The organism is Streptomyces albiflavescens, from assembly GCF_014645835.1.
Lineage (GTDB): Bacteria > Actinomycetota > Actinomycetes > Streptomycetales > Streptomycetaceae > Streptomyces > Streptomyces albiflavescens.
This window is the reverse complement of the sequence record NZ_BMMM01000001.1, coordinates 175,251-199,574: the sequence shown is the minus strand read 5'-3', so window position 1 is coordinate 199,574 and position 24,324 is coordinate 175,251. Positions and strand designations below refer to the sequence as shown.

Below are 24,324 nucleotides of genomic sequence, written 5' to 3'. Positions count from 1 at the left end.
GGGGGTCCCCCCGCGCGAGCGAAGCCGAGCGTGGGGGAGGAGCTACTAGGGCTTTTGTCCGGTGCGGCGAGAGTGCGTGCCGGGCGTCGCGACGCCGCGGAGATCCATCAGAAGCCCCCTAGGGGCCTGTCGTCAAGATCCCGGCTACGAGAGGCGGCAAGGCCGTGGCGGCGTCCGGCGGGCCGCGGCCGGGCGCCAGGTCCGCGGAGCGGCCCTCCCTAGGATGACCTCATGTCACTCCCGCACGCGATCCTCACCGCCCTGCTCGAGAAGCCGTCGTCGGGCCTCGAACTGACCCGGCGGTTCGACAAGTCGATCGGCTACTTCTGGTCGGCGACGCATCAGCAGATCTATCGCGAGCTGGGAAAACTGGAGTCGGAGGGCTACATTCGCGCCCTGCCCTCCGAGCAGCCGGCCCGGGGGCAGAAGAAGAGCTACGAGGTGCTGCCCGCGGGCCGCGCCGAACTCGCCCGCTGGACCGCGGCCTCCCAGGATCCGAAGCCGCTGCGCGACACGATGCTGCTGCGGCTGCGCGCCTCGGCCGTCGTCGGCACCGCGGGCGTCGAGGCCGACTTGCGCCGCCATCTTGCGCTGCACCAGCGGCAGTTGGCGGAGTACGAGGGGATTCAGGAGCGTGACTTCCCGCCGGACAAGGACACTCCACAGGACCGGCTGCGGCACCTCGTGCTGCGCGCCGGAATCGACCTGGAGACCTTCTGGACCCAGTGGCTGGCTCACGCGCTGGAGGAGTTCGAGCGGCTGCCCGCGCCCGAGCCCGAGTAGCGGTCGCCCCGCACAGGCGGCCGTCCCTCCGACCGGAGTCGGGTGGACGGCTGCCGGTGTGACGGGCCCTTGAATCAGAGCCGGTTGGGCTTGGCCCGGCGGCGCAGGTACCAGACCGCCGCCACGCTGCCGGAGGCGACCAGTACGGCTCCGCCGACCACGGTGACCGTGCCGTAGTTCCTGACGGCTCCGCCGAGACCGCCCATGACTCCGCGCGACGGTGAGGCCGTCGACGAGGTCGTGGGGGCTTTTTCCTTGGGGGCCGTGGGGATCGTGGGGGACGAGACGATGATGGACTGGGTGCCGGCCGTCGTTCCGTTCGCGCAGACCACGATGACCGTATAAGTGCCCGGGCTCACGCTGGACCAGGATGCGGACTGACTGGCGCTCGTCCCCGTCAGCGACGCTTGGCGCCCTTGGGAGAAGTTCGTCTGTCCACTGGTGAGCAAGGAGGCGTTGCCGAAGCTGCTGCCATTGCTCGGACACGCGCTGGTGGTGACCGAAACGTTGGAACCGGTGGTGCTCACGGAGATTCCGGAACTGACCGCGACGGCCGACGGAGCGGCCAGGGCGATCGGCAGCGCAGCGGCGGCGGCCACGGTCAGGCCGGAGCGGAGAAATATCTGAGTGGTACGCATTGGACTGCCCTCCGGCGGCACGGTTGGCGGTACTTCCCATGCGCCGCCGAGGGTTGGAAAGGCCCGTGCTGCCTCATGGAGAGCCAATGCGCCACGGGCCCTGCCCGCATGCTGACGGGGACCGGGCAGGTGATGAATTCCTTCGTCCGGCCGACTGCCGAGTGCTCGCTACGGCGGTGAGCCGTCGGTCACCACGCGCGGCCCGCCTGCAGCAGTCGCTCCCGGACGAGTGCCACATGGGGGTTTTCCGAGCCGCCGGGCCGCTGGGTGAGATACCCGGTGTTGATCGGCGGGTCCTCGGGCGACAGCAGGGGCACCAGGGCTCCGGAGGCCAGCGCGTCCAGGCACAGGTAGCGGGGGAGCACCGTGATTCCGGCACCGGCGGCGACCGCCGCGAGAACGCCGCGCAGATCGGGCACGGTGATAGCGGCCTGCCCGGTCAGCCGTACGCCGAAGACATGCCGCCAGTAGCGGCGGGCGATGGGCAGATCCTCGGCGTACGTCACCAGGGGCACCCCGTGCAGCGCGGCGGCCCCCTCGGCCGCCACCCGCTCCGGGCCGATGCGCTTCGCCCACGCCCGGGAGGCGACGAGCACGAACTCCTCGTCCATCAGCGGTACGGACGTCAGGGTGCGCCCGCGCGGCCGGGTCGTGGCGATCACCAGGTCGAATCGGCCGCCGCGCAGCCCCTCCAGGAGGTCGTCGGTGAGCCCGGTGCTGATCCGCAGCCGAACGCCCTGTTCCGTCAGCGGCGCCAGCGCGGGCAGTGCCTTGGTGCACAGCAGCTCCGCCGGACCCGCCACATGGACCGGGTCCGGCGGCTGGTCGGCGCCGAAGCCGCCGCGGTCCGCGACCGCCGCGAGCGCGTCGAGCGGCGCCGCGACCTGCGCGGCCAGCTCGTCCGCCACCGACGTCGGAGCCACGCCACGCGGCCCCCGCTCGAACAGCTCCCGGCCCAACTGCTCCTCCAGCGACCGCATCTGCGTCGTCACCGTCGGCTGGGAAAGGCTCAGCAGCCGCGCGGCCGCCGTGAAGGAACCGGACCGGTGCACCGTGAGGAAGGTGCGCAGCAGGGAGAGATCGAGGGGTGTGGCGGCATTGGTTTCCCTATGGGGCATGCGAGCAACTCTAGGCCGTGTCTATGGCCGGCTGCCCGTCGTCACCGTGCCCTCCGCCGAGAACCCGCCCCATGTGCCGTCCGGCAGCTTCGCCCTGATCCGCACCCGGTGCGCGACCCCGGCGTCCCGGCCCACGTAGAAGCTGTACGTGGACTTCCCGCGCGGCGGGCTGCCGCCCCACACGAGCGAGGTCACCGGGCGCCCGTCCAGATGGATCTGGTACTCGGTGATCACTCCGTCCGCCTTCGGCGCGACCCACGACAGATCGATGTAGTACGCCCCGTCCGCGCGGTGGGTCGTCGCACGGAAGTCCGTCGGCGCCGTGCCCCGGCCGTCGTCCGACCCGGGCGCGGTGGTGAGCCGGACGGTGTCGCTCCCGGGCGAGAGGTTGTCCGCCGCGTCGCGCGCCCGCACGGTGAAGGAGTAGGGGGTACCGGGCCGCAGCCCGGTGACCACCGTCGCCGTCTGCGCGCCGCCGACGCTGTGGATCTTCGAGGTGCCCTGATAGATGTCGTACGAGGCCACGCCACGGTCGTCCGTCGACTTCTCCCAGGACAGCTGGGCCGCCCGGCTCCCGACCGCCTTGCCGTGCGGCCGGCCGGGGCGGGTGGGTGCCGTGTGATCGGCCGCGACCGCCGCCGGTGTGGTGGCGCGCACCTGCTTGCTGGGCGGTCCGGCGTCCCCGGCGGCGTTCCGGGCTCGGACCGTGAAGACGTACGTCGTGGACGGTTGGAGCCGGGTGATGTCCACCATGTGCTCCGCGCCTGGCACTTCCTTGACCTTTGTAGTGCCGCGATACACCTCGTAGCGGGTCACGTCCGGATCCCCGGAAGCCAGGTTCCACATGACGTGCACGCTGGTCGCACTGCCCGCCGCGGCGGTGACGCCCATCGGTGCCGAGGGCAGTCGTTCGCCCTGGCCGTCCTGGTGCGCACCCCACCCGCAGGACACCAGGAAGAGCAGTGACCCGCACATCGAGCCGCGCAGCAGAGCAGGGGGAACGCGTCGCACGGGCCTGCCTTCCCTCGACGGGATTGGTCTGTACCTATAAGACACGGCTGACGCGACCACATCAAGAGGGGGGCGGCTGTTGGCCGGACCGTCGCGCGGGTACGTATGCTGATTCCTGACGCGGCGTGAACTCGCCCTTTTCTCAGGGGAGTTCACGCCCACGGCGCGGACCGCTGTCGTCGCTGATTCCGCGCCGGCGAGGGCGGTCGAGTGGCCCGAGCCGACTGTGGCTCGGGCCCTCGGCCGCACGGCGCCCGTCGGAGCGCCCGTGCGCCGTCCGGCCCCCTCCCAGTGGACGCATCGTCAGATACGCACCAAATTTGCGCAAATGACCGTCAATATCCCCCAGGAGAGGGTCTCTTATCGTGCGTGTCCAGTCGCTGACGCTGGCCGCGGCCGGCGCCGCCCTGCTCGCTCCCGCTCCGCCGGTGCCTCCCGCCGCCCAACCGCCCCGAACCGTGGCGGCGCTGAGTGAGGGAAACGTTCGGGCCGCCGATCTGCTCGCGAAGGTACGCGGCTGTGTTCCCCTCTCCAAGGGGCGCTACCGCAGCGACGAAGGAGCCCGCGCCGACATCCCCGTCTGCGGCACACGGGACGCCGTGTTCTGGAAGGCCGACATGGACATCGACTGCGACGGCAGGCCCGGCGACCTGTGTAACCGGCGAACCGACCCGTTCTCCTCCGAAACCACCGCCTACCAGCAGTCCGACGGGCGGTATTTGAGCGCCGAGACCCTTCCGTACGTCGTCGTGCCCCGTGCCGGCGACATCTGGGACCCCCGTGACGACGGTGTTCGCGGCGGGTCGGTCGTCGCGGTGATCTACCGGGACCGGGTCCAGTACGCGGTCGTCGGCGACACCGGACCGCAGAACCTCATCGGAGAGGCCTCGTACGCCACCGCCAAGGGGCTCGGCATCCGCCCCGATCCGCGTGGTGGTGGGACGGACTCCGGAGTCACGTACATCGTCTTCAGGAACTCCAGGGTGTCGCCCATCGAGGACCACGCGGCAGCCGTGGCGGAGGGGAAGCGGCTGGCCGGGCAGTTCGTCCGCGGTCGCTGACCCGCCGTCGGTACCGGCGGCCGGACCGTCGTCAGACCGCGGCCCAGCCGTTGTCGACGGGCAGGATCACGCCGTTGATGTTGCTGGCCGCGTCCGAGGCCAGGAACACGATGGCGGCGGCCTGCTCGTCCGCGGTCGCGACGCGGCCGACGTTGCCCATGTACGCGAGGATGGCCGTGGGGCCGGTCGCGCCCTGGTCGAGATCCGGGACCATGCCGGTCTGCGTGCCGCCCGGGGCGATGGCGTTGGCGCGGATGCCCTTGTCCCGGTACGTCACGGCGACGGACTTCGTGAGGCCCGCGATGCCGTGCTTCGACGCGGTGTACGCGGCCCCGGCGGCGCTGCCGCGCAGGCTCGCCTCGGACGCGGTGTTCACTATGGCGCCCTTGCCGGCCTTCAGCATGTGCGGCAGCACCGCCCGGGTGAGCAGGAAGGGGGCGGTGAGGTTCACCCGGATGACCCGCTCCCACTCCGCGTCGCTGACGTCTCCCGCCGCGGACATGCGGTCCATGATGCCCGCGTTGTTGACCAGCACGTCCACCCCGCCGAACCGCTCCACCGCGGTCGTGGTCACCCGGTCGACGACGGCCTGCTCGCTCAGGTCGCCCGTGACGGCCAGGGCGGTACCGCCGGCCGCCACGATGTCCTTCACGACGGTCTCGGCTCCGTCGGCGTTGAGATCGGCCACGACCACGCGCGCACCCTGCGCCCCGAAGGCGAGCGCGGTGGCGCGCCCGATGCCGGAGCCCGCGCCGGTGACGACGACGCTGCGGCCGGCCAGTCCAGTGGTGGTCATGACGTTCTCCCAGAGGTGTGCGTGCGAGGCACGGCGAATCCGCCGCGCTGCACACCGTACGACTTAATGTCTTTGAGTGACATAAAGTCCGGGAGCCTTTTTCGAGATCGTTAGACTCACGGCAGTCCAGGGCAGCAGCCGCAGGCGGAACCAGGGAGTCACCAGTGCCGGACGGCGCCATCAACGAACCCCCCGGCCCGGCGGGCGGCCGTACGGGGCGCCCCCCGCTGACCGAGCAGCGCAAGGGGGAGATCCGGCTGGAGATCGCGCGCGCCGCGGTGGAGCTGTTCGTCTCCCAGGGCGTGGCCGCGACCACCGGCGAGCAGATCGGACAGGCGGTCGGCGTCTCCGCTCGGACCCTGTGGCGTTACTTCCCGAGCAAGGAGAGCTGCGTCAGCCCCCTGTTCGCGGCCGGGATCGAAGCGATCGCCTCCGCACTGCGCGCATGGCGCCCCGACCAGCCGTTGGCGGACGCGCTGGAAGGGGCGTCCACGGCCGGCGACCGCCCGATGGCGAGGCCGCACCTGCCCAAGGTTCGCGCGCTGCTGAGGCTGACCCGCACCGAGCCGGGCCTGCGCGCGGTCTGGCTCCAGGCCCACGACGAGGCAGAGCCGGTCTTCGCCCACGCGCTCGCCGACCGCGCCGGCCTGGCCGCCGTGGACCTGCGGTCGGAGATCCGGGCCGCCATGCTCAACGCTGCCCTGCGCACGGCGGTCGAGCACTATGCGTGGCGCACCGACGAGGAGGAACCCGACCCCGTGACGGCACAGGCCGAGCTGGTGGCGACCATGCGCTCGGCCCTCGCCGTCGCGGCCGAAGGACTTTCCTGATCAGGCCCGGAACCAGTGCTCCGGGCGCTCACACCTTCCGGTAGGTGTACGCCTCCACGGCCGCCGCCTCCACCGCGGCGAGGTCCGCGCCCGCCGAGGCCGTGACGACCGCGGCCACCGCGCCCTCGACGAAGGGCGCGTCCACCAGCCGGGTGTTGTCGGGGAGTTCGTCGCCCTCGGCGAGCAGCGCCTTCACGGTGAGGACCGCACTGCCCAGGTCGGCGATGACGGCGATTCCCGCGCCGCGGTCCACGGACGCGGACGCAGCCGCGATCAGCTCCGCGCTCGTACCGATGCCGCCGTCGACGGTGCCTCCCGCCGGAGCGACAGGAGCGGTCGTGCCGCCGCCGGCGAGGCTCCTCGCGAGCTCGGCCACGGAGGCGGCGACGGCGGCACTGTGGGAGACCAGGACGATCCCTACGAGCTTGTCCGTGGAGTCACTCACCGGCCGCCTCCAGGAGCGCGGCGATCAGGAGAGCCGAGGACGTGGCACCGGGGTCCTGGTGCCCGATGCTGCGCTCGCCCAGATAGCTCGCCCGGCCCTTGCGGGCCTGCAACGGTGTCGTCGCGACGGCGCCCTCCTCGGCGGCGGTCTTCGCCGCGCCGAAGGAGTCGGCGAGCGCGTCGACCGCGGGCACCAGCGCGTCGATCATGGTCGCGTCGCCGGGCACGGCTCCGCCCAGCGCCATCACCGCGTCGATGCCCGTGCGCAGCGCGTCCGTGAACTGTTCCTCGGTGACCTCGGCGGCATCCCCGAGCGCCTTGCCGGTGCGGCGCAGCAGGGTGCCGTACAACGGTCCCGACGCGCCGCCGACCGTGGAGACCAGCTGCCGCCCGGCGAGCATGAGGACGGCGCCGGGCGTGTCCGGCGCCTCCTTCTCGAGCGTGGCCACCACGGCGGTGAAGCCGCGCTGCAGATTGCTGCCGTGGTCGGCGTCGCCGATCGGCGAGTCCAGGGCGGTGAGCCGTTCCGCCTCGCGATCCACGGACGCGGCGGTCGCCGTCATCCAACGGCGGAAGAAATCGGCGTCGAGCACGGAATCTCCTTGCGTGGTTGCCCGGTGCGAGCGGTGACTGTGGGGAGCGAGCGTTGACCGCGGGGACGGGTATTGACTGTGTGTCACGAGCTTCGGCCGGTTGCCGATCGTCGGCAGCCGGCCGCCTGTTGACCGGGTTCACACGCCCCAGCGCAGGCCCGGCGTCTTCACCGGAGCGTCCCACAGTCGCAGCAGTTCCTCGTCCACCTGGCACAGCGTCACCGAGGCGCCGGCCATGTCCAGCGAGGTGACGTAGTTACCCACCAGCGTGCGCGCCACGGGGACTCCGCGTTCGCCCAGCAGCCGCTGGACCTCCGCGTTGTAGCCGTACAGCTCCAGGAGCGGGGTCGCGCCCATGCCGTTGACCAGCAGCAGCACCGGATTGCGCGGGTTCATGTCCTCCAGGATCGCGTGCACCGAGAAGTCGGCGATCTCGCTGGAGGTCATCATCGCCCGCCGCTCGCGGCCGGGCTCGCCGTGGATACCGACGCCCAGTTCCAGCTCCCCGGGCGGCAGGTCGAAGGTCGGGCTGCCCTTGGCCGGAGTGGTGCAGGCGCTGAGCGCGACGCCGAAACTCCGGGAGTTCTCGTTGACCTGCCGGGCCAGCGCCTGGACGCGCTCCAGCGGTGCGCCCTCCTCGGCGGCGGCACCCGCGATCTTCTCCACGAACAGCGTCGCGCCGGTGCCGCGCCGCCCCGCCGTGTAGAGGCTGTCGGTGACGGCCACGTCGTCATTGACCAGGACCTTCGCGATTTGGATGCCCTCCTCCTCGGCGAGCTCGGCCGCCATGTCGAAGTTGAGCACGTCACCCGTGTAGTTCTTCACGATGAACAGCACGCCCGCGCCGCTGTCCACGGCGGCCGCGGCACGCACCATCTGGTCCGGCACCGGAGACGTGAACACCTCTCCAGGACAGGCCGCCGACAGCATTCCGGGACCCACGAATCCGCCGTGCAGGGGCTCGTGCCCCGAGCCGCCGCCGGAGACGAGGCCCACCTTTCCCGCCACCGGGGCGTCCCGCCGTACGATCACCCGGTTCTCGACATCCACCGTCAGTTCCGGGTGTGCCGCCGCCATGCCCCGCAGCGCGTCCGCGACCACCGTCTCCGCCACGTTGATGAGCATCTTCATGGGAACCTCCTGGTGAGATTGGTAAAGGCTCTGACCTGTGTTTGAGCTGGTCGGCCTGGGTGCGACCAGTTGTGGATCGTGGTGCTTCCGGGCGGTCCGAGGCGGGGTCTTGCGGGGCTGATGTTGACTGAATGCTGACCTTCCTGATGATGTGTCAGGCTCTCGTTGGCTGCAGCGTGCTGGGCTTCCGGCCTCTGGTCTCAGTATCGACGGAAGCCAGTTCAGGGTCACGAACCTCGGCGCCATCGATCGGCTGGGGTCGACCCGAGCCGCTGTCGAGCTCGCCGGCATGTGCATGTGTGCTGCGGTCGCCCGTATGCGCCGGGGTGCGTCATGGCCAAGGACCCTGCGATTTGCCACTGCTGTCAATATTGGCATGCGGTCTGTGAGGATGGCGGATCATGTGGTGGGAGCCATGGGCGTGGCCGTCACTCGACTGGTACGCGGGCACGTCGACGATCCCCTGCGGCGTTGCTCCCTCGGCCCTCCGTCGGGCTTGCCGGCTGGGACCAGCAGCTGAACGGTCTCTCTATCCGGATCGGCCAGGCCCGGCGAGACTCATGCACGTAGCCCGCTCAGTCCAGCCTCCGACGGTGTGCAATCGCCCTGTACGCCGTTGGCAACCTTTCAGGCATGCGGTCGACCGAGGAACCGGAGCGGCCAAGCCGTCGAGCAACGCCATGCCGGATTCGAATCGCTGGCAGGAGTACGTCGAGAATCTCTGTCGCCAGGTCGGAAATCCCCGCCGCCGGGCCGGTGCCGTGACTGAGCTGTGGCGGCTGCGACGTCCCTGAATCCTGGGCCGTCTCGCCGCCAGGACTCCGTGGATGCGTTGGGGGGAGGGACGCAGCGTCGCGGCACCCCTTTGTGAGACGTGCGTTCCCGAGCATGCAGCGTCGCTTGTGGAGGGCGGCGACAGTACCGCATGACCCGGGCGGTGAGCGGTGGTTCAGTGGACGGAGCCGGGCCAGGTGGATGCCACCGCGATGATGACGCCCACGTCCAGCAGCATGCCGATGCCGAGCCAGGGGGGAACCAGATCGCCTTGAGGACAAGCCCACTTGAGGCGGCGACGAGAGCCAACGTGGCCCACCAGCTGCTGCCCGCGATCAATCGGGCGCCGGCGATGGCGTACACCAGGGCGGCGTACGCGGCGACGTGCAGTACCCACCGATTGAGGCCGAGGACGAGGCCGTAGTCGATGGACTCCTGGATGGAGCGCGCGGCAAGGAAGGGCTCGGGGCAGAGCGCGGCCGTGCCCGCCGCCGTGACTTCGGGGCGCAGCTCGGGAGTGCGGGCGGCTATGGCGTCGCGGTAGACGTCGAGGGCGGCCAGGGCCACGGGGAGTGTCCACGTACACCGGAACGCTCGCCGGGAGAACGCCCTCGCGGCGGAGCGCGGCGAGCTCGTGCAAAACGACCTCGGTGCGGTCGAGGGCGAAAGCCGGGATGACCACCGTGCCACCGCGGCCGAGGGTGCGGGTGAGGACAGCCGCGAAGGCGGCCCGCCCCGCCGCGTCGTCGTGGTGGCGGTTGCCGTACGTGGTCGAACCCATACGCCATCGCCATGGACGCAACCGACACCCTGGGGGTCTCACGGCGGATGGCCGGGCGACAGGAACCATTGGGCCCTATGAGCACCGCGCGCGGGATGCTTACATGGAATTGACGGAAAGGACCCGGAACCGGGATGCGGAGAAGCGGCCGACAGCCGCGCACCGCACAATCAGGATTCGCGAGAAGCGAGTGGGCCCTTTCCGCCCCTTTCTCTCATGGTCTTGCCTCACCGGCTTGCGCCGCGACTCGTCGTCCAGAGGGGGCGAGGTGGCACGACTGAGCTTCCGCTCAGCGTCCGCGTCGCTTCATGGCTGTCAAGAACGTCCCGACACGTCGACGGCATCCGAATGGCCGGGATGGGCGAGGGCGTGGACCACCCGCAGTCCCACGTCCCGCAACCGTGCCTCCAGCGCCGCCGCGTGAAACCACTCCAGTTGGTATGGCCTCCACGCTCCAGACGCCCGGTACTCGGACCAGTTCCTCAGCCCAGCCTCGACCGCATCTCCGTCACGCGCCAACGGCCCCAGCGACCATGGTGTGCCTGCCGACGACCAACGGGCCCTCGGAAGGGCCACCTGCCCTGGAGATGACTGATCGCGTGTGCATGCCCTGACGTCCCGATGGGGAGCCACATGGTTCCGGACATGTCATACGGCGGTGAGGTGGTTGCTCACCTCGACCACGTCCTCCATGCCCTCAACCTCTGCCACCAGCCTGGACATCGACGATTGCGACATCTGCCCCGTCAACTGCACCACTCCGTCGTGCACCTTCACCACGACGGCGTCACGGTCGGTCGGGGTGCAGAAGGCATGGATCTTCGTCTCGATCTCCTCCTGTATCCCGGCGTCGTCCCTGATGAGAGCCTGGAGCAGCGCATTGCGGCGCACCACGCCGACCAGGCGTCCGTCGTGGTCGGTGACCGGGAGCCGCTTCAGGCGCGACAGCGCCGCGAGCCAAGCGGCCTCCGCAATGGTCGCCCCCGGCAGCACGGTGACCGCAGGGCTGGTCATCAGGTCCGCTGCCGTCTCGCCCCGGGCCTTCTCGTGCAGCCGCCGGTCCCGCAGCCTGCCGATGCGGCCGGGCCGATGTCCGGAGGCTTCAAACGCGACCTTCGCCAGCAGGTCGGACTCCGACACAACGCCGACCACCTGGTCGTCGGCGTCAACCACCGGGACCGCACCGACGTGTTCGCGGGCCAGCAGGCGTGCGATCTCGCGGTACGGCAGGTCGTCCCGCATGGACACGGCGGGCACGTCCATCAAGTCTCGTACGAGCGGGGCCTCGGGCTCAGTGGGCGGCTGTGGTGGCCGTCCCTCGGCGAGGCCGCCGGTTTCCGTCTCCGGGGGCGGACCGGGGGCGGCCGTCGGCCTCGGACTCGTGCCCGGGGTCGTGCCGGTCGGGGCCGACTCGGCCTGCCGCTCGGCCCCGGCGTGTCTGGCCGACGCTGTGGCGACGGCACCCAGATAGCGCAGGAGCAGATCCTGCCCACCCTCCTCACTGGGGCGGTGTTGATGCGACGGCACGGCACGGCGGGCGTCGGCGTCCGTGGAGAAGTTCTCGTGCTTGTTCACAGCAGCCTCCGGACTCCGTCGGGTCTTCTATTGTCCCAGTTTTGCGCTCCACTGCCCCGGGCCAAGGGCCGAACGGCCCTGGTGATGCAGCGTGACGGCCTTATCCGGTGGGAGCCCGCTGGGAAGCGGCGAGACTGGAGGAGGAACACACCAGCACGCTCGTGATGAGCCTGCGGGACTTCCTCGCGCGGTTCCGTCCGCCCGGCACGCCGGGAGCAGCCACTACCGGGGTGCCCGTCGACCGGGCGGCGGAGCGCGCTGCCGAACTGGAGCCGTCCCTTGCACGCCTGACAGAGGTTCAGCAGGAGGCGGACCGGATCCGGACGGCGGCGGAGCACGACGCCGAGGCGATACGGCAGAGTGCCTCGCGGCAGGCTGCGGAACGTGGCGTCGGCACGAGCCCGGGCCCCACAAGAGCGGCAACAGGCGGCGGCGCCCGTGCGTCGTGCCGCCCTGCGCGACGCGGACGCCGTCCGCGCCGTCGGGGAACACGCCGCCTCGCTGGTGCGCGAGCGGGCGCGAGAGCGCGTGCCGAGTCTGGTCGTCCGCGTGGTGGCCGACGCGCTGCGGATCGCGGACCGGCCGGACGGAGCGCCATGAGTGCCGAATGGGTTGCGGGCGGGGTCCGGGCCCGTGCCCTGACCAGCCGGTGTCCGTGCCCGAGCGGAGCGCGGGAGATGGCAGCCGCCGCAACGCTGGACGAAGCGCTGCACCGCCTGGCGCAGACGCCGTACCGGTTGTCCGCACGGACGACCGTCTCGCTGCCGGAGGCGCAGCGGGCCGTCACTGCCACGCTGCTGTGGCATCTGCGAGTGCTGGCAGGCTGGCTGCCCCGGGGCGGCGCCCGCTTGTTCCGCCCGCTCGCGGCAGGCTTCGAGATCGCGAACGTGGCGTCCCGGCTGTCTGCGCGCAGCGGTACAGGCGTGGCAGCCGTACCGGCTCGGTGCCCCGGAAACCGCCTGGCGGACCCTGGAGCGTGCCGGGACGCCAGGCGACCTCCGTGCCGCGCTCGCGGCCTCCCCGTGGGCGACCCGGGCGCCGAGACGCCGTGGGCCCTGATCACGGACGGCACCGGCATGCTGCGCGACGGCTGCTACGGCCCCCGGACGGTCGTGGGGTCGGTCGCGGTGCTGTCCGTAGATGCCTGGCGTGTACGGGCGGCCGTGGAGTTGGCAGCCCGGGGTGGACGGCCGCTGGAGGAGTTCGATGCCCTGGTCTGAGGCTGTGACGCCGGTCTGTATGCGACGCGTGGCGGTAATCGTGCCCCGGGCGGCGCTGCGGGACTCGTTCGTACGCATCGCCGAGGCGGGCTGCGTCGAGCCGCCGCGGGTGTGCGGCGCGGGAGGCAGTGGCCATGAAACATCTGCGCACCGTGGGTGACGTGATGACCCACGCGTTCGTCTCCGTGGACTCATCGCTCGGGTTGGTAGGTCACTCGAGGGTCCTTGCGCACGCCGCCCGTCGCGACGAGAGCGCCGGCACCGGTCGGGCTGAGCGCCGGGGCCGTGCTGCCGGCCTGCGGACGGCTGGTACACGGAAGTCTGGACAGACGCCCCTTGGTGCAGGGGGACGCGGAGTGGCAGCGGGTCGGACCCGATTGGCGAGAGAAGACCGGCTGTCAGGTGCCGACCGGGCCCGTGCGGGGCCGGTCGGCCCACCCACAAGCCGGCCCGGGTGCGTCACGCTGGAAGCAGCCAACGAGAAAGGGAGGGTGACATGAGCGGCATGGTGGAGCGGCTGCCTGCCTGGCCGGCGCTGCCCGAACTGTTCGGCTGGGTCGAGGCCGGACTTCCCGGAGTGCACACGGTTCCCGGGCTGCATGGCATCCGTATCGAGGAACACCTGGCGGACGGCACCTACGTGCTGCGCGCCGAGCTTCCGGGCATCGACCCGTCCAAGGACGTCGAGATCAGCGTCACGGACGACGTCCTGACCCTGCGTGCGGAGCGCAATGAGGAGACCACGGAGAAGCGCCACACGGAATTCCGTTACGGTACCTTCGCCCGCTCTGTCCGGCTGCCGGCAGGTGCCAAGGGCGACGAGGCGACAGCGGAGTACAAGGACGGTGTCCTGACCATCACGGTGCCGGTGCCGCAGACGAAGACGGGCACCAGGACCATCCCGGTGCGGCACGTCTGAGCGCGGGTTCGCGCTGAGCCGCATCACGTGTGCGCGGTCGGTAAGTCGTTCCGGCCGCGCACATCTCCCTGTCCCGTGACCTTCTTGCCGCTCTGTCGCGCCCCCTCCGCGACATCAAGGATCAGCAGATGCGCGGCAGTTGCTCTCCCAGCGGCATGTCCACCACGCGCCGGGCGCCGACCAGCGTGCGCAGCGTCACCCGGCCGCTCGGCCCGTGCGCCGGGACTTCACCGATGCGTACCGCGCTCTTGCCTTCGGGGGCGGAACGCATGAGGGCGAGAGCGTCGTCCGCCGCCGACGGGGTGATGAAGGCGACCAAGCAGCCCTCATTGGCGACGACCAGCGGGTCCAGACCGAGCAGGTCGCAGGCGGAGGCCACGGTCTGCGGCACCGGGACGTCACTCTCCTCGATCTCGACGGCGACGGACGAGTCGCGGGCGATCTCGTTGAGCGCCGCGGCGAGACCGCCGCGGGTCGGGTCGCGCAAGGTGTGGACGTGGGAACCGAGCGGCGCAAGGGCCTGTACGAGGCGATGCAGAGGCTGGCTGTCCGAGATGATGTCGCTCTCGAAGCCGAGTCCCTCGCGCGTCGAGAGCACGGTGGTGCCGTGCTGACCGATCGGACCGGAGAGCAGGACCGCGTCGCCGGGACGGGCGAGTGAGGCGGACGGGTGCAGCTCCCGGTGCCGCTTGCCCATGCCGGTGGTGTTGATGAAGATCTTGTCCACCGCGCCGCGGTTCACGACCTTGGTGTCGCCCGTGATGACCGGGACTTGGGCTGCCCGGGCGGCCTTGCCCAAGGAGGTCAGCACGGAACTGAGTTCGGACAGCGGGAGCCCCTCCTCAATGATCAGGGCGACGGACAGGGCGAGCGGCCAGGCGCCACGCATCGCGAGGTCGTTGACCGTGCCGTGTACCGCGAGGGAACCGATGTCCCCGCCGGGGAAGCACAGCGGGCTGACGACGAAACTGTCGGTGCTGACCACGAGGTCGGGGTGGCCGGGCAGCAGTGCGGCGTCCTCCAGCGGGCCGCTCTCGCCGTCGAGGGCCGGCAGCACCAGCGTGTCGAGGAGTTCGGCGGTGAGTCGCCCTCCAGCGCCGTGACCGAGCAGGACGACTTCGTCCTCGTGGTGGGGAACGGGGCACTCGATATTCATGGCGTTCATGGCGTTCATGGCATCGACACTTCCTTCGTGCGGCCGGCGGCGTGAAAAGCGGCGCAGGTGCCCTCGGCGGAGACCATCGGCGCGCCGAGCGGATGACGCGGGGTGCAACGGGTGCCGTACGCCGTGCAGTCCGTGGGTAGCCGGGCGCCGGTGAGGATGGCCCCCGCGATGCACTCGAGGTCCTCGGCCGGTTGCAGCCCGCCGACTTCGAAGCGGCGCGCGGCGTCGAACCGCTCGTAGGCGTCGGCGAGTTCGAGGCCGCTGTCGGGCAGTGTGCCGATGCCGCGCCACGCCCGGTCGGTGATGCGGAAGACCGTGCGCACCGCGTCCTGGGCCTCGGCGTTGCCGGAGCGGCGCACGGCTCGCACGTACTGGTTCTCCACCTCGTGGCGGCCCGACTCCAGCTGCCGTACCGCCATGAGGATGCCCTCCAACAGGTCGAGCGGCTCGAATCCTGTGACCACGATCGGCACGCGGCAGCGGGCGGCGATCGGCTCGTACTCGCGCCAGCCCATCACTGCGCAGACGTGCCCGGCCGCCAGGAAGGCCTGCACCTCGCAGTGAGGGTCGTCGAGGAGAGCGGTTATGGCGGGTGGCACGAGGACGTGGCTGACGAGCAGGGCGAAGTTCGGCAGGCCCAAGCGGTCGGCGTGCAGTACGGCCATCGCGTTGGCGGGCGCGGTCGTCTCGAACCCGACCGCGAGGAAGACCACGTCCCGGTCCGGATGCTCCTGGGCGATGCGGACCGCGTCCATCGGCGTGTAGACGACACGGACGTCCGCCCCGTGCGCCCGCAACGACAGCAGATCCGTGTCCGAGCCGGGCACCCGCAGCATGTCGCCGAAACTGGTGAAGATCACGCCCGGTCGCGCGGCGATGGCCATGGCCCGGTCGAGAGTCTCCAGTGGTGTGACACACACCGGGCAGCCCGGCCCATGGATCATCCGCATGCCGGCCGGCAGCAATTCGTCGATGCCCTGCCGGACCAGCGTGTGCGTCTGGCCGCCGCAGACCTCCATGATCCGCCAGGGCTTCGTCGCGCTGCGGTGCAGTTCGTCGAGGAGCTGTCGGGCCAGCGTAGGGTCGCGGTATTCGTCGAGGTACTTCACTGTGGTTCGGTCCGGGAGGAAGCGTGCGGAGCGTCTGAGCCTCCGGAGAGGTGGCATTTCACGTTGACCGCTCCCTCGACGGCCCGCGCCGGCCGGATGGCCAAGGGCACCAAGGGGGCGCCGGTCGTCCCGATGAGAGTGACGACGCCGTCCGCGACACGCACGCGAATCGGTTCGACGGGAGAGGACATCACTTTGGCGACGGTCACCGTTCCCGCCGTGGCGAGGTCGTTGAGGCTGCCCTCGCCCTCCAGCACTGGAAGAGCGCTGACCTCCCAGTCCTCCATTGTCTTGACGATCTTCTTGAACGGGGCGTCGCGGCTGACGGCGGCGACGGTGTGGGTCAACACATCGCTCACGGTGCGGGGGATGCCGTGCATCGTCTCCTCCTCGGGATGTCAGGTGCGGACGACGGTGAGATCGAGGAAGTGGGTGGAGCAGGAGATGCACGGGTCGTGATTGCGGATGGCCCGCTCGCACAGGTGTGTCAACTCCTCGTCGTTTGCGTCGTGTTCGGTGATCGCGATCTGGGCGATGCGGAGCAGGTCGTCCTCGATGGCGCCCTGGTTCTGTGCGGTGGGCGGTACGAGGCGGGCGTCGGTGACGGTGCCTTCGTCGTCCAGCTGGTAGCGGTGATAGAGCAGGCCGCGCGGTGCCTCCGTCGCGCCGTGGCCCGTGCCCGCCAAGGGCGGTACCTCGACGTACGGATGAGGCGGGGGCTCGTAGGCATCGATGATTCGTAGCGCCTCGTCCACCGCGTACACCACCTCGACGGCCCGGATGAGGATCGAGCGGTACGGGTTGCGGCACACAGGGCCGTCTCCTGGATCACCGAGCCCGGCCTCGTGCGCCGCCTGCACCGCCGTGGGCGACAGCAGTCGGCCGCTGATCGCGAACCGGGCCAGGGAGCCGGTGAGATGACGGCGCCCGTCCAGGCGGGAGTGCAGCGCAGTGGAGTGGGGTACCTGCTCCTCGCGAACGTGGCCGAGGAAGGTCCGGAGGGGGAAGGAAGCGACGGTCCCGTCGGTGCGCAGGGCAGTGGGGGTACCGCTCTCGATGGCGTACGTTCCGGGGGAGGCGAGAGCCAGGAAGTCGGCGTCGACGGCGGCGTCCGGGAAGTCGAAGTCCGCGACCCAGCCCACGGTCTCCCAGGCGTCGTCGGCGGCGCGGCGCAACTGATTGGCCAGTGGGTGTAGTTCAGCGGGCGTGGGTGACCGGTGAAAGCCGCCGACGCGTGTGTTGACGGGGTGGATGGCGCGTCCGCCGAGCAGTTCGAGGATCGCGTTGCCCGCCTGCTTGAGCCGAAGACCCCGCTCCACGGCCGAGCGATGGCTGCGGGCGAGGTCGATGGCACTGGCACAGCCGAGGAAGTCGGGCGCGTGCAGGAGGTAGATGTGGAGGGTCTGGCTCTCGATCCACTCACCGCAGTACAGCAGTCGGCGCAGCTCCCGGATTGCCGGGTCGACGGAGACACCGCAGGCGTCCTCGATCGCCGCGCAGGCGCTCATCTGGTAGGCCACCGGACAGATCCCGCACACCCGGGCGGTGATGTCGGGCGGCTCGGTGTGCGCACGGCCGCGCAGGAACGCCTCGAAGAAGCGCGGCGGTTCGTAGATCTGCAGCCGGGCCTCCTCGACGGTGCCGCCGTCGACGCGCAGATGCAGGGACCCCTCGCCCTCGACGCGGGAGAGTGAGCCGACATGCAGGACGCGGGAGCCTCGGTGGGTCACATCTTCTCCTCGATCTCCGCGAAGGTCGCGGCATTGAAGGTGTGCAGGAAGCGTTCGGTGTCACGGTCGTCCATGCCGTCGCGGTGCAGGAGTGGGATCAGCGCGGGCAGGTTCACCGAGCCGGACGGACCGAAGCAGCCGTAGCAGCCGCGCCCGTACGCCGGGCAGATCGCACCGCATCCGGCGTGCGTGACCGGGCCCAGGCACGGCGTGCCGTGGGCGACGGTGACACAGACCGTGCCACGGCGCTTGCACTCGAAGCAGACGCTGTGGTTCGGAACATCGGGCTTGCGGCCCGTCAGGAAGGCCGTGATGACTTCGAGGAGCTGACCGCGGTCGATCGGGCAGCCGCGCAGCTCGAAGTCCACGTCGACATGGGCCGACACGGGGGTCGAAGTGGCAAGGGTGTCGATGTAGTCGGGGCGGGCGTAGACGGTGCGGCGGAACTCCTCAACGTCCGCGAAGTTGCGCAGGGCCTGGATGCCCCCGGCGGTGGCGCAGGCGCCGATGGTCACCAGGAAGCGGGACTGCGCACGGATCTTCCGTATGTGCTCGGCGTCGGCGGACGTGGTGATCGACCCCTCGACGAGCGTGAGGTCGTACGGGCCCGGCCGCGTGTTGCTCGACGCCTCCAAGAAGTGGGCGATCTCGACCTGACCGGCGAGGGCCAGGAGTTCGTCCTCGCAGTCGAGGAGAGTGAGCTGACAGCCGTCGCACGACGCCAGCTTGAACACGGCGAGCATGGGGGCGGTCATGTCACAACTCCCTTACCGAGAGCAGGGATTCGGCCCGGTCCCAGCCGATCACCGGACCGTCCCGGCACATCAGGACCCCGCCCAGCTGGCAGTGACCGCAGTGCCCGGTGGCGCAGCGCATGTTGCGCTCGAGCGAGACCCGGATGCGGTGCGCCGGCAGGCCCCGTTGGAGCAGGTCGCGAGCGGTGGCCCGGATCATCACCTCGGGGCCGCAGATGAAGGCGGTGGTGTTCCGGGGCTCGAAGCGGGCACCGTTCAGCAGGGTGGTGACGACGCCGACGTGGCCGAGCCGGCCGGGGGCGGGGCGGTCGACGGTGACCCCGCAGTGCAGTGGGCCGTGGGCCGCCGTCCAGGCGTGTACCTGCTGGGAGTAGAGGACATCGTGCGGGGTGCGGGCGCCGATCAGGAGGTTCATGCGTCCGTAGGCGCGCGGGGCGGCCAGCGCGTCGAACACCAGCGGGCGCAGCGGGGCCAGACCGATACCGCCCGCCACGACCAGCATGTCCTGCCCGGTCGCCCTGTCGAGCTCCCAGCCGGTGCCGAAGGGGCCGCGCAGCCCGACGTGGGCGCCTGGCCGGAGTGCGCACAGGGCGGCCGATACCGCCCCGACCGAGCGGACCGTGTGCACGAGCTCGCGGCGGTCGATGCGGGATACGGAGACAGGGATCTCGCCGACCCCGAAGGCGTACACCATGGCGAACTGGCCGGGAGCGAAGGGCGCGAGTGACGTCGGGCCCGCGGGCGTGAGCGCGAGGCTGACCGTGTCGGCCGTCTCGTCGCGCACTTGGGTCACCCGGTAGGGCAGGGGCACATCGTTCATGGCCGGCCGTCGCCGCCGTAGGGACCGTACAGATCGAGCAGCCGGGTGCGGGCCGCGTGCAACCGGTGGGCGAGCACCCGGCCGACCCAGACAGCGATCGCGCGGCCGAACCCGGGGTCATCCGCGCACATCGCCCGCACCGCCACCGCGTCGAACTCGTAGGCCCGCACCGTAGTCATGGCCTCGGCGCCCAGCTGCCAGACGTACGGCGGGAAGTGCCAGGACCAGCCGACCAGTTCGCCCTGTCCGAGCGACTCGATGACGGGAGCCCGGCGGCCGGGCACGTGCAGATCGAGGGCGACGGTGCCGGTCCGGACGATCCAGAACCGGTCGGCACGGCGGCCTTCCTCGAACAGGCGGGTGCCCGCGCCGAAGGAGACCTCGCGGGCGATCCGCATCAGCCGTTCACGATGCTCGGCAGCGAGGGCGAACGGCATGGTGGTGGCAGAGGTCATTGCACTTTCTCCGTTCGCTCCTGTTGTTCCGCTTGTTCCTGGAGCCGCAGCCGGGCCTCAAGCTCGTCGTGCAGTGCGGAGGCCTCCTCCGTGATGTCGATGCCGACCGGACACCACGTGACGCAGCGTCCGCAGCCCACGCAGCCGGAGCTGTCGAACTGGTCGTACCAGGTGGAGAGTTTGTGGGTGAGCCACTGCCGGTAGCGGCTGCGCGGCGAGGAGCGCACCGGGCCGCCGTGGAGGTAGGAGAAGTCGAGGTCGAAACAGGAGTCCCATCGCTGCCAGCGCTCGGCGTGGTCTCCGGTGAGGTCGGTGACTTCCTCGGTGGTGGTGCAGAAGCAGGTGGGGCACACCATCGTGCAGTTGCCGCAGGTCAGACAGCGGTCGGCGACATCGTCCCAGCGGTCGGCCTCCAGGCTCTGGCCCATCAGGGTGCGCAGGCTCACGGGCGGCATGGCCCGGCCCATCCGGTCCCGGGCGGCGTCCACCGCGCGTCGCGCCGCCGTCTGCGTCTCCACGTCGGCCTGGCAGCGGGGGACATGGGAGAGCACCTCGGCCCCGGCCTCGCTGCCGACGCGTACGAGGAAGCGGTGGCCGGCCTCGTCCACGACCTCGGTCAGCGCGAGATCGAAACCGTTGTCAGCTGCTGGGCCGCCGCCCATGGAGACGCAGAAGCAGGTGGCTCCCGGCTCGGTGCACTCGGCGGCTATCAGGAACGCTCCCGACCGGCGCTCCCGATAGCCGCTGTCCTGGTAGTGGCCGCCGGTCAGGACCCTGTCCTGGATCGCGATGGCACGCAGGTCGCAGGGGCGCACCCCCAGGAAGGCGTACGACGGCTGTTCCGGTTGCTCGGCCGTGAGGGACAACTGCCCGTCGGCCCCACGGTCTGCGCTCCACAGCTTCTCCCGCTGTGGGTGCAGGAACGTCTTCCAGGACTGCGGGCCGGATGTGTGCGCGAAGGCCGCGCCGTCCTCGCGGGGGATGAGGCGATAATGGCCGGCTTCGACCCGGGTGCCCCAGCCGAAAGGCAGCTGGTCGGCCGAGGCGAGCTCGGACAGGACCACGGCGCCGTCCCGTACCGTCGGACCGACGACCGTGCGGCCCTCGGTGGTCAAAGTCTTGACCAGGGCGTCGAGGCCTTCCCTGTCCAGGACGGAGATCGCGGGACTGTCTGTCATCGTTCCCCTCCGGTAGCCGCGTGGGCTGCTGATCTCAGCGTCGGCGCACGACAGACGAAGGCGCCACGGGCCGCCCGGTACCGGGACGAGGGTCGTTCGGCCCATGTGCACGGCGTGATCCGGCGGTGGCTCAGCGTCGTACGCCTGTATTCCGTTCGGTGATGCTCACCGGCCGGGCGGTGGTGGATCAGCCGGCCCGGTCAGCTGCACGATGTCGTCGGAGGCGACGTCGTGCAGCCGGATGGCGAGATCCTCCAGGGCGCGGCTGGCGGCGAGTTCGTCGCCGATCTCCGGGATGGGGCGGTCGATCGGGTTGCGTCGGGCCACGCCCCTGCCGGTGACCGTCGACGTGTCCGGCGTGGTCAGGACGGCACGGGCATGGGTGTCGTCGTCCTCCTCGGTGATGAAGATCTGAACGGTCCACTGCTTGGCTTCCATCGTGATCACTCCTGTGCGGAGGTGGCGAAGGGGGCAGACTGTTGTCGGGTGGGCGCCCTGCCTTCGTGTGGCGGCCCGACCAGTCGGCCTGGCACCCCTCGCTCATCCCAGCCTGCGCCGGTCGGCATGATCGGTCCAGTGCGGGCCGTCGCGCAGGCAAGGGCTCAGGTTCAGGCCGGTGCCTGGTCGGTGTGTCTCGCCGTCTTCCCCCGTGGACATCACCGCGCTCGCAGCGGTCGACGCCCTCCGTCAAGAACTGGCGCGCCGTGGCATCGTTTTCGTGCTCGCCCGGATCAAACACGAACTGCGCGACGACCTGGACGCCTTCGGGCTGACCGAGAGGTCGGCACCGACCGAATCTTCCCCGACTCCCGCCCATGGCCATGAGCGTCTGTCAGGACTGGCGCCGCCTGGGAGCCACTCACGGGGCGAGGGAGAAGTAGTTCTCCTCTTCCTGGGTGAAGTGCAGGCGCAGCACGGTGTACAGGCCATACAGGCACGCACGCAGGTCGTCGAGTTGTTCCGGGCGCAGTGTGCCGTCGCTGTCGATGTCGGCGCTGGTGTTGGTGTTGGAGTGGGTGTCGGCGTCGCTGAGGGTGAGGTGGGTGGCGATGCGCCTGGCCAGGCGTTCGATCTCGACGTGGGCGCGGCTCATGGTGGCGGTGGTCTCGGGACCGCCCAGCGAGGCGGCGAGCGCGGGGTAGAGCTGGTGTTCTTCGGCGTACTCGTGCGGCAGCAGCCGGGTGGTGAGCAGCCGGTGCGCCTCACGGACGGCTGCGAGGGCCACCGGACCGGGGCTGTCGGAGAGTTGGTCGGCGGCGTTGCGGACGGCTTCGAGCACGTCCTGCAGGTCGTCGTGCTCGGCTGCGAAGCGGTGGAGGAGGGCTTCGGTCGTGGGCTGCAGGGGCGGTCGGCCCGCCCGGTCCCCGCGCAGGGCGCGCAGTGCGTTGAGGATGACGGCGACGTCGATACCCTCCTGTAGCAGGGCGCCGGGCGCCGGGGGCAACAGGCCGAAAGCGGCCGCGGCCATCGCGGCGAGGGACATCAACATGCCACCGAGCGCGCTCTGCACCGCGATGCGACGACTTCGTACGGCGATGGTGACGGCGTCGGCGAGGCGGTCCACCCGGTCGGTGGTGAGGACGATGTCCGCGGCCTCCGAGGAGGCGCTGGAGCCGCGGGCCCCCATGGCGACGCCGATGTCCGCGGCGGCGAGGGCGGGGGCGTCGTTGACGCCATCGCCCACCATCAGAGTGACAGCACGTGCGCGTTCGGCGCGCACCGCAGCGACCTTGTCAGCGGGGGTGAGTTCGGCGCGGACGTCGTCGAGGCCGAGAACGGCGGCGATCTCTCGAGCGGGTTCGGCCCTGTCGCCGGTAAGCATCACGAGTCGGTCGATGCCTGCCGCGCGGAGGCGACGCAGCGTCCGGGGAGCGTCGTGGCGAAGCGGGTCGCGCAGCAGTACGGCACCGGCGAGCCGGCCGTCGACCGTCAGCCAGGCGACGGCCGCGCCGTCGAGCACAGCGCGGTTGTCGACGGCGTGCGCCCATGGCGGATGCGGTGCCGCGCCGTCGTGGCGGCCGACGGTGAGGTGGTGGCCGTCGACCGTTCCGATGGCTCCCCGGCCCGGCTCCTCGGTCACGTCCGTTGGCACGGAAAGGTCCAGTCCCCGTGCCCGGGCGGCGTCGACGATGGCATGAGCCAGGACGTGCGGCGACACTTGATCGAGCGAGGCCGCGAGCCGCAGCACCTCCGTCGACTGCCGGTCCGGTGCGGCAGCCACGTCGAGGGCCCGCGGCCGACCGGAGGTCAGCGTGCCGGTCTTGTCCAGGAGCAGCGTGCGGGCCCGGCCGAGGGTCTCCAGGGCGCCCCCGTCGCGGATGACCACGCCGTGCCGGGAGGCCCGGGACAGGCCGGAGACGATCGCCACGGGCGCGGCAAGCAGCAGCGGGCACGGGGTGGCGACCACCAGGACCGCGACCGCCCGCACCGCGGAACCACTGACCAGCCAGGCCAACCCCGCCACCGCGACGGACAGGGGCAGGAACCAGGCCGCATAGCGGTCGGCAAGGCGGACCACGGGGGCGGACTCGGCACCGGCCTGTCGCGCCAGCCGGACGATCTCCGCGTAGGTGCTCTCCTGCTCGGTGGCGGTGGCGTACAGCTCGAAGGCGCCGCCCGCGTTCACCACGCCACTGCGCACCGGCGCGCCATCGGCCCTCTCGACCTGCAGCGACTCGCCGGTGAGCACCGACTCGTCCAGCACCGCCGTAGTGCCGGCCACCCGACCGTCGACAGGGACCACTTCGCCGGGTCCGACGACCAGTAGGTCGCCGACCGCGACCTCGGCCAGTGGCACTTCCCGAACCTCGGTGCCGGTCCTGAGGCGGGCGGAGCGCGGTGCGTGTTCCAGAAGTGCGCGCAGATCGTGCGAGGCGCGCCGTTGGGCGGCGGCCTCCAGCGTCCGTCCGGTGGCCAGCATCAGCGCGATCAGGGCTCCGGCCAGGAACTCCTGCACGGCGAGCGTCCCGCCGAGCGCCAGGACCGCAATCAGGTCCACGCCCGCGTGCCCGCGTTGCAGTGCGCTCAGCACCCAGACCACCGCGGGCACGACGGCGACCACGGTCCCCAGGCCCCAGCACAGGTCGGCTATGTCGCGGGCGTCGGCGAGCCAGGCAATGCCACCGGCGATCAGCGCGCCGGCCGTGACGGCCAGGAGCGCCGGCTCGAACCGTCGGTTCGCGATAGCTGCGAACGCGCGACGGAACGGTTTCCACGGGATGCGCCGGTCCATGGGATGTCCTCGGCTCTGGCTACTGCGGGTGCCTTCTGGCACCCCTCCCCATCACAACCCAGCGGCCACGACGCCGGCAGGGGTCCAACGGTCCCTCCCGACGGGGTCCTCCTGATCGAATCGTAAGGACGCACAGGCCCTTTTGCTCTCCGGTGACAGGCAGAGCACGGCCGCGCCAGGCCGGCGAGGGCGTGCTGCGCCGATCA

The 24,324-nt window shown here is 70.9% G+C and carries 24 protein-coding genes; 6 read left to right on the top strand and 18 right to left on the bottom strand.

The window, feature by feature from the left end; translation table 11 throughout:
* Positions 1 to 231: 231 nt before the first annotated feature.
* Positions 232 to 783: a PadR family transcriptional regulator gene (locus IEY95_RS00850; protein WP_189183852.1), complete on the top strand. Its 552-nt coding sequence runs from the start codon at positions 232 to 234 to the stop codon at positions 781 to 783.
* Positions 784 to 857: 74 nt separating this feature from the next.
* Here the strand turns inward: IEY95_RS00850 and IEY95_RS00845 are convergent, their stop codons facing one another.
* The 3 genes from IEY95_RS00845 to IEY95_RS00835 all read right to left on the bottom strand — a co-directional run bounded on the left by IEY95_RS00845 (position 858) and on the right by IEY95_RS00835 (position 3,550).
* Positions 858 to 1,421, bottom strand: a complete 564-nt coding sequence (locus tag IEY95_RS00845; RefSeq protein ID WP_189183851.1) for a hypothetical protein — start codon at positions 1,419 to 1,421, stop codon at positions 858 to 860.
* 188 nt (positions 1,422 to 1,609) lie between these two features.
* On the bottom strand, positions 1,610 to 2,539 hold the full coding sequence (locus IEY95_RS00840) for a LysR family transcriptional regulator (protein ID WP_189183850.1): 930 nt from the start codon (positions 2,537 to 2,539) through the stop codon (positions 1,610 to 1,612).
* A 21-nt stretch (positions 2,540 to 2,560) separates the two neighbouring features.
* Positions 2,561 to 3,550, bottom strand: coding sequence for a fibronectin type III domain-containing protein (locus IEY95_RS00835; RefSeq protein ID WP_373294417.1), 990 nt, complete (start codon positions 3,548 to 3,550; stop codon positions 2,561 to 2,563).
* 365 nt (positions 3,551 to 3,915) lie between these two features.
* Between IEY95_RS00835 and IEY95_RS00830 the strand changes: the two genes are divergently transcribed.
* Complete coding sequence (locus IEY95_RS00830; protein ID WP_189183849.1) at positions 3,916 to 4,611, top strand: glycoside hydrolase family 75 protein; 696 nt, start codon at positions 3,916 to 3,918, stop codon at positions 4,609 to 4,611.
* 31 nt (positions 4,612 to 4,642) lie between these two features.
* On the opposite strand, the gene IEY95_RS00825 is transcribed toward IEY95_RS00830, so the two are convergent.
* The gene (locus tag IEY95_RS00825; RefSeq protein WP_189183848.1) at positions 4,643 to 5,407 is read right to left on the bottom strand and encodes an SDR family NAD(P)-dependent oxidoreductase; all 765 of its coding nucleotides are present in this window, start codon (positions 5,405 to 5,407) and stop codon (positions 4,643 to 4,645) included.
* A gap of 164 nt (positions 5,408 to 5,571) precedes the next feature.
* On the opposite strand from IEY95_RS00825, the gene IEY95_RS00820 reads away from it, so the two are divergent.
* Positions 5,572 to 6,237: a TetR/AcrR family transcriptional regulator gene (locus IEY95_RS00820; RefSeq protein WP_229702496.1), complete on the top strand. Its 666-nt coding sequence runs from the start codon at positions 5,572 to 5,574 to the stop codon at positions 6,235 to 6,237.
* Positions 6,238 to 6,265: 28 nt separating this feature from the next.
* Here IEY95_RS00820 and IEY95_RS00815 read toward each other — a convergent pair whose 3' ends face one another.
* From IEY95_RS00815 to IEY95_RS00800, 4 genes are all read right to left on the bottom strand, one after another.
* Complete coding sequence (locus IEY95_RS00815; RefSeq protein WP_189183847.1) at positions 6,266 to 6,682, bottom strand: PTS-dependent dihydroxyacetone kinase phosphotransferase subunit DhaM; 417 nt, start codon at positions 6,680 to 6,682, stop codon at positions 6,266 to 6,268.
* A complete protein-coding gene (gene dhaL / locus IEY95_RS00810; protein ID WP_189183846.1) occupies positions 6,675 to 7,274 on the bottom strand; it encodes a dihydroxyacetone kinase subunit DhaL in 600 nt (199 codons plus the stop codon). The genes IEY95_RS00815 and dhaL overlap by 8 nt, the downstream gene beginning before the upstream one ends.
* A 138-nt stretch (positions 7,275 to 7,412) precedes the next feature.
* The gene (dhaK, locus tag IEY95_RS00805; protein ID WP_189183845.1) at positions 7,413 to 8,405 is read right to left on the bottom strand and encodes a dihydroxyacetone kinase subunit DhaK; all 993 of its coding nucleotides are present in this window, start codon (positions 8,403 to 8,405) and stop codon (positions 7,413 to 7,415) included.
* Between the two features lie 2,203 nt (positions 8,406 to 10,608).
* Positions 10,609 to 11,535 carry a CBS domain-containing protein gene (locus IEY95_RS00800; RefSeq protein ID WP_189183844.1) on the bottom strand — a complete coding sequence of 309 codons (927 nt, stop codon included), beginning with the start codon at positions 11,533 to 11,535 and terminating at the stop codon, positions 10,609 to 10,611.
* Positions 11,536 to 11,919: 384 nt separating this feature from the next.
* Between IEY95_RS00800 and IEY95_RS48565 the strand changes: the two genes are divergently transcribed.
* From IEY95_RS48565 to IEY95_RS00785, 3 genes are all read left to right on the top strand, one after another.
* On the top strand, positions 11,920 to 12,135 hold the full coding sequence (locus IEY95_RS48565; protein ID WP_229702495.1) for a hypothetical protein: 216 nt from the start codon (positions 11,920 to 11,922) through the stop codon (positions 12,133 to 12,135).
* Positions 12,136 to 12,212: 77 nt separating this feature from the next.
* Complete coding sequence (locus tag IEY95_RS00790) at positions 12,213 to 12,755, top strand: hypothetical protein (RefSeq protein ID WP_229702494.1); 543 nt, start codon at positions 12,213 to 12,215, stop codon at positions 12,753 to 12,755.
* Between the two features lie 496 nt (positions 12,756 to 13,251).
* Positions 13,252 to 13,674, top strand: coding sequence for an Hsp20/alpha crystallin family protein (locus IEY95_RS00785; protein WP_189183843.1), 423 nt, complete (start codon positions 13,252 to 13,254; stop codon positions 13,672 to 13,674).
* A 121-nt stretch (positions 13,675 to 13,795) separates the two neighbouring features.
* On the opposite strand, the gene hypE is transcribed toward IEY95_RS00785, so the two are convergent.
* From hypE to IEY95_RS00735, 10 genes are all read right to left on the bottom strand, one after another.
* Positions 13,796 to 14,830: a hydrogenase expression/formation protein HypE gene (gene hypE / locus IEY95_RS00780; protein ID WP_189184577.1), complete on the bottom strand. Its 1,035-nt coding sequence runs from the start codon at positions 14,828 to 14,830 to the stop codon at positions 13,796 to 13,798.
* A 14-nt stretch (positions 14,831 to 14,844) separates the two neighbouring features.
* A complete protein-coding gene (gene hypD, locus IEY95_RS00775; protein ID WP_189183842.1) occupies positions 14,845 to 15,948 on the bottom strand; it encodes a hydrogenase formation protein HypD in 1,104 nt (367 codons plus the stop codon).
* On the bottom strand, positions 15,945 to 16,328 hold the full coding sequence (locus IEY95_RS00770) for a CBS domain-containing protein (protein ID WP_189183841.1): 384 nt from the start codon (positions 16,326 to 16,328) through the stop codon (positions 15,945 to 15,947). The genes hypD and IEY95_RS00770 overlap by 4 nt, the downstream gene beginning before the upstream one ends.
* Positions 16,329 to 16,346: 18 nt before the next feature.
* Positions 16,347 to 17,678, bottom strand: a complete 1,332-nt coding sequence (locus IEY95_RS00765) for a Ni/Fe hydrogenase subunit alpha (protein ID WP_189183840.1) — start codon at positions 17,676 to 17,678, stop codon at positions 16,347 to 16,349.
* Positions 17,675 to 18,433 carry an NADH-quinone oxidoreductase subunit B family protein gene (locus IEY95_RS00760; protein WP_189183839.1) on the bottom strand — a complete coding sequence of 253 codons (759 nt, stop codon included), beginning with the start codon at positions 18,431 to 18,433 and terminating at the stop codon, positions 17,675 to 17,677. The genes IEY95_RS00765 and IEY95_RS00760 overlap by 4 nt, the downstream gene beginning before the upstream one ends.
* 1 nt (position 18,434) lies before the next feature.
* Positions 18,435 to 19,253 carry an FAD/NAD(P)-binding protein gene (locus tag IEY95_RS00755; RefSeq protein ID WP_189183838.1) on the bottom strand — a complete coding sequence of 273 codons (819 nt, stop codon included), beginning with the start codon at positions 19,251 to 19,253 and terminating at the stop codon, positions 18,435 to 18,437.
* On the bottom strand, positions 19,250 to 19,708 hold the full coding sequence (locus tag IEY95_RS00750; RefSeq protein ID WP_189183837.1) for a Crp/Fnr family transcriptional regulator: 459 nt from the start codon (positions 19,706 to 19,708) through the stop codon (positions 19,250 to 19,252). Before IEY95_RS00750 ends, IEY95_RS00755 begins: the two co-directional genes overlap by 4 nt.
* A complete protein-coding gene (locus IEY95_RS00745; RefSeq protein ID WP_189183836.1) occupies positions 19,705 to 20,886 on the bottom strand; it encodes a 4Fe-4S dicluster domain-containing protein in 1,182 nt (393 codons plus the stop codon). The genes IEY95_RS00750 and IEY95_RS00745 overlap by 4 nt, the downstream gene beginning before the upstream one ends.
* Before the next feature lie 165 nt (positions 20,887 to 21,051).
* Positions 21,052 to 21,324, bottom strand: coding sequence for a DUF1876 domain-containing protein (locus tag IEY95_RS00740; RefSeq protein WP_189183835.1), 273 nt, complete (start codon positions 21,322 to 21,324; stop codon positions 21,052 to 21,054).
* A gap of 421 nt (positions 21,325 to 21,745) precedes the next feature.
* Positions 21,746 to 24,118 carry a heavy metal translocating P-type ATPase gene (locus IEY95_RS00735; RefSeq protein WP_189183834.1) on the bottom strand — a complete coding sequence of 791 codons (2,373 nt, stop codon included), beginning with the start codon at positions 24,116 to 24,118 and terminating at the stop codon, positions 21,746 to 21,748.
* Positions 24,119 to 24,324 lie beyond the last annotated feature (206 nt).

Excerpts from the sequence above, each read along its gene's own strand:
- IEY95_RS00740 (WP_189183835.1), bottom strand. The coding sequence starts at position 21,324 with ATGGAAGCCAAGCAGTGGACCGTTCAGATCTTCATCACCGAGGAGGAC.
- IEY95_RS00760 (WP_189183839.1), bottom strand. The coding sequence starts at position 18,433 with ATGACCGCCCCCATGCTCGCCGTGTTCAAGCTGGCGTCGTGCGACGGC.
- IEY95_RS00750 (WP_189183837.1), bottom strand. The coding sequence starts at position 19,708 with ATGACCTCTGCCACCACCATGCCGTTCGCCCTCGCTGCCGAGCATCGT.
- hypE (WP_189184577.1), bottom strand. The coding sequence starts at position 14,830 with ATGAATATCGAGTGCCCCGTTCCCCACCACGAGGACGAAGTCGTCCTG.
- IEY95_RS00840 (WP_189183850.1), bottom strand. The coding sequence starts at position 2,539 with ATGCCCCATAGGGAAACCAATGCCGCCACACCCCTCGATCTCTCCCTG.
- IEY95_RS00770 (WP_189183841.1), bottom strand. The coding sequence starts at position 16,328 with ATGCACGGCATCCCCCGCACCGTGAGCGATGTGTTGACCCACACCGTC.
- IEY95_RS00785 (WP_189183843.1), top strand. The coding sequence starts at position 13,252 with ATGAGCGGCATGGTGGAGCGGCTGCCTGCCTGGCCGGCGCTGCCCGAA.
- IEY95_RS00845 (WP_189183851.1), bottom strand. The coding sequence starts at position 1,421 with ATGCGTACCACTCAGATATTTCTCCGCTCCGGCCTGACCGTGGCCGCC.
- IEY95_RS00825 (WP_189183848.1), bottom strand. The coding sequence starts at position 5,407 with ATGACCACCACTGGACTGGCCGGCCGCAGCGTCGTCGTCACCGGCGCG.
- IEY95_RS00735 (WP_189183834.1), bottom strand. The coding sequence starts at position 24,118 with ATGGACCGGCGCATCCCGTGGAAACCGTTCCGTCGCGCGTTCGCAGCT.
- dhaK (WP_189183845.1), bottom strand. The coding sequence starts at position 8,405 with ATGAAGATGCTCATCAACGTGGCGGAGACGGTGGTCGCGGACGCGCTG.
- IEY95_RS00745 (WP_189183836.1), bottom strand. The coding sequence starts at position 20,886 with ATGACAGACAGTCCCGCGATCTCCGTCCTGGACAGGGAAGGCCTCGAC.
- IEY95_RS00755 (WP_189183838.1), bottom strand. The coding sequence starts at position 19,253 with ATGAACGATGTGCCCCTGCCCTACCGGGTGACCCAAGTGCGCGACGAG.
- IEY95_RS00790 (WP_229702494.1), top strand. The coding sequence starts at position 12,213 with ATGGCAGCCGCCGCAACGCTGGACGAAGCGCTGCACCGCCTGGCGCAG.
- IEY95_RS00850 (WP_189183852.1), top strand. The coding sequence starts at position 232 with ATGTCACTCCCGCACGCGATCCTCACCGCCCTGCTCGAGAAGCCGTCG.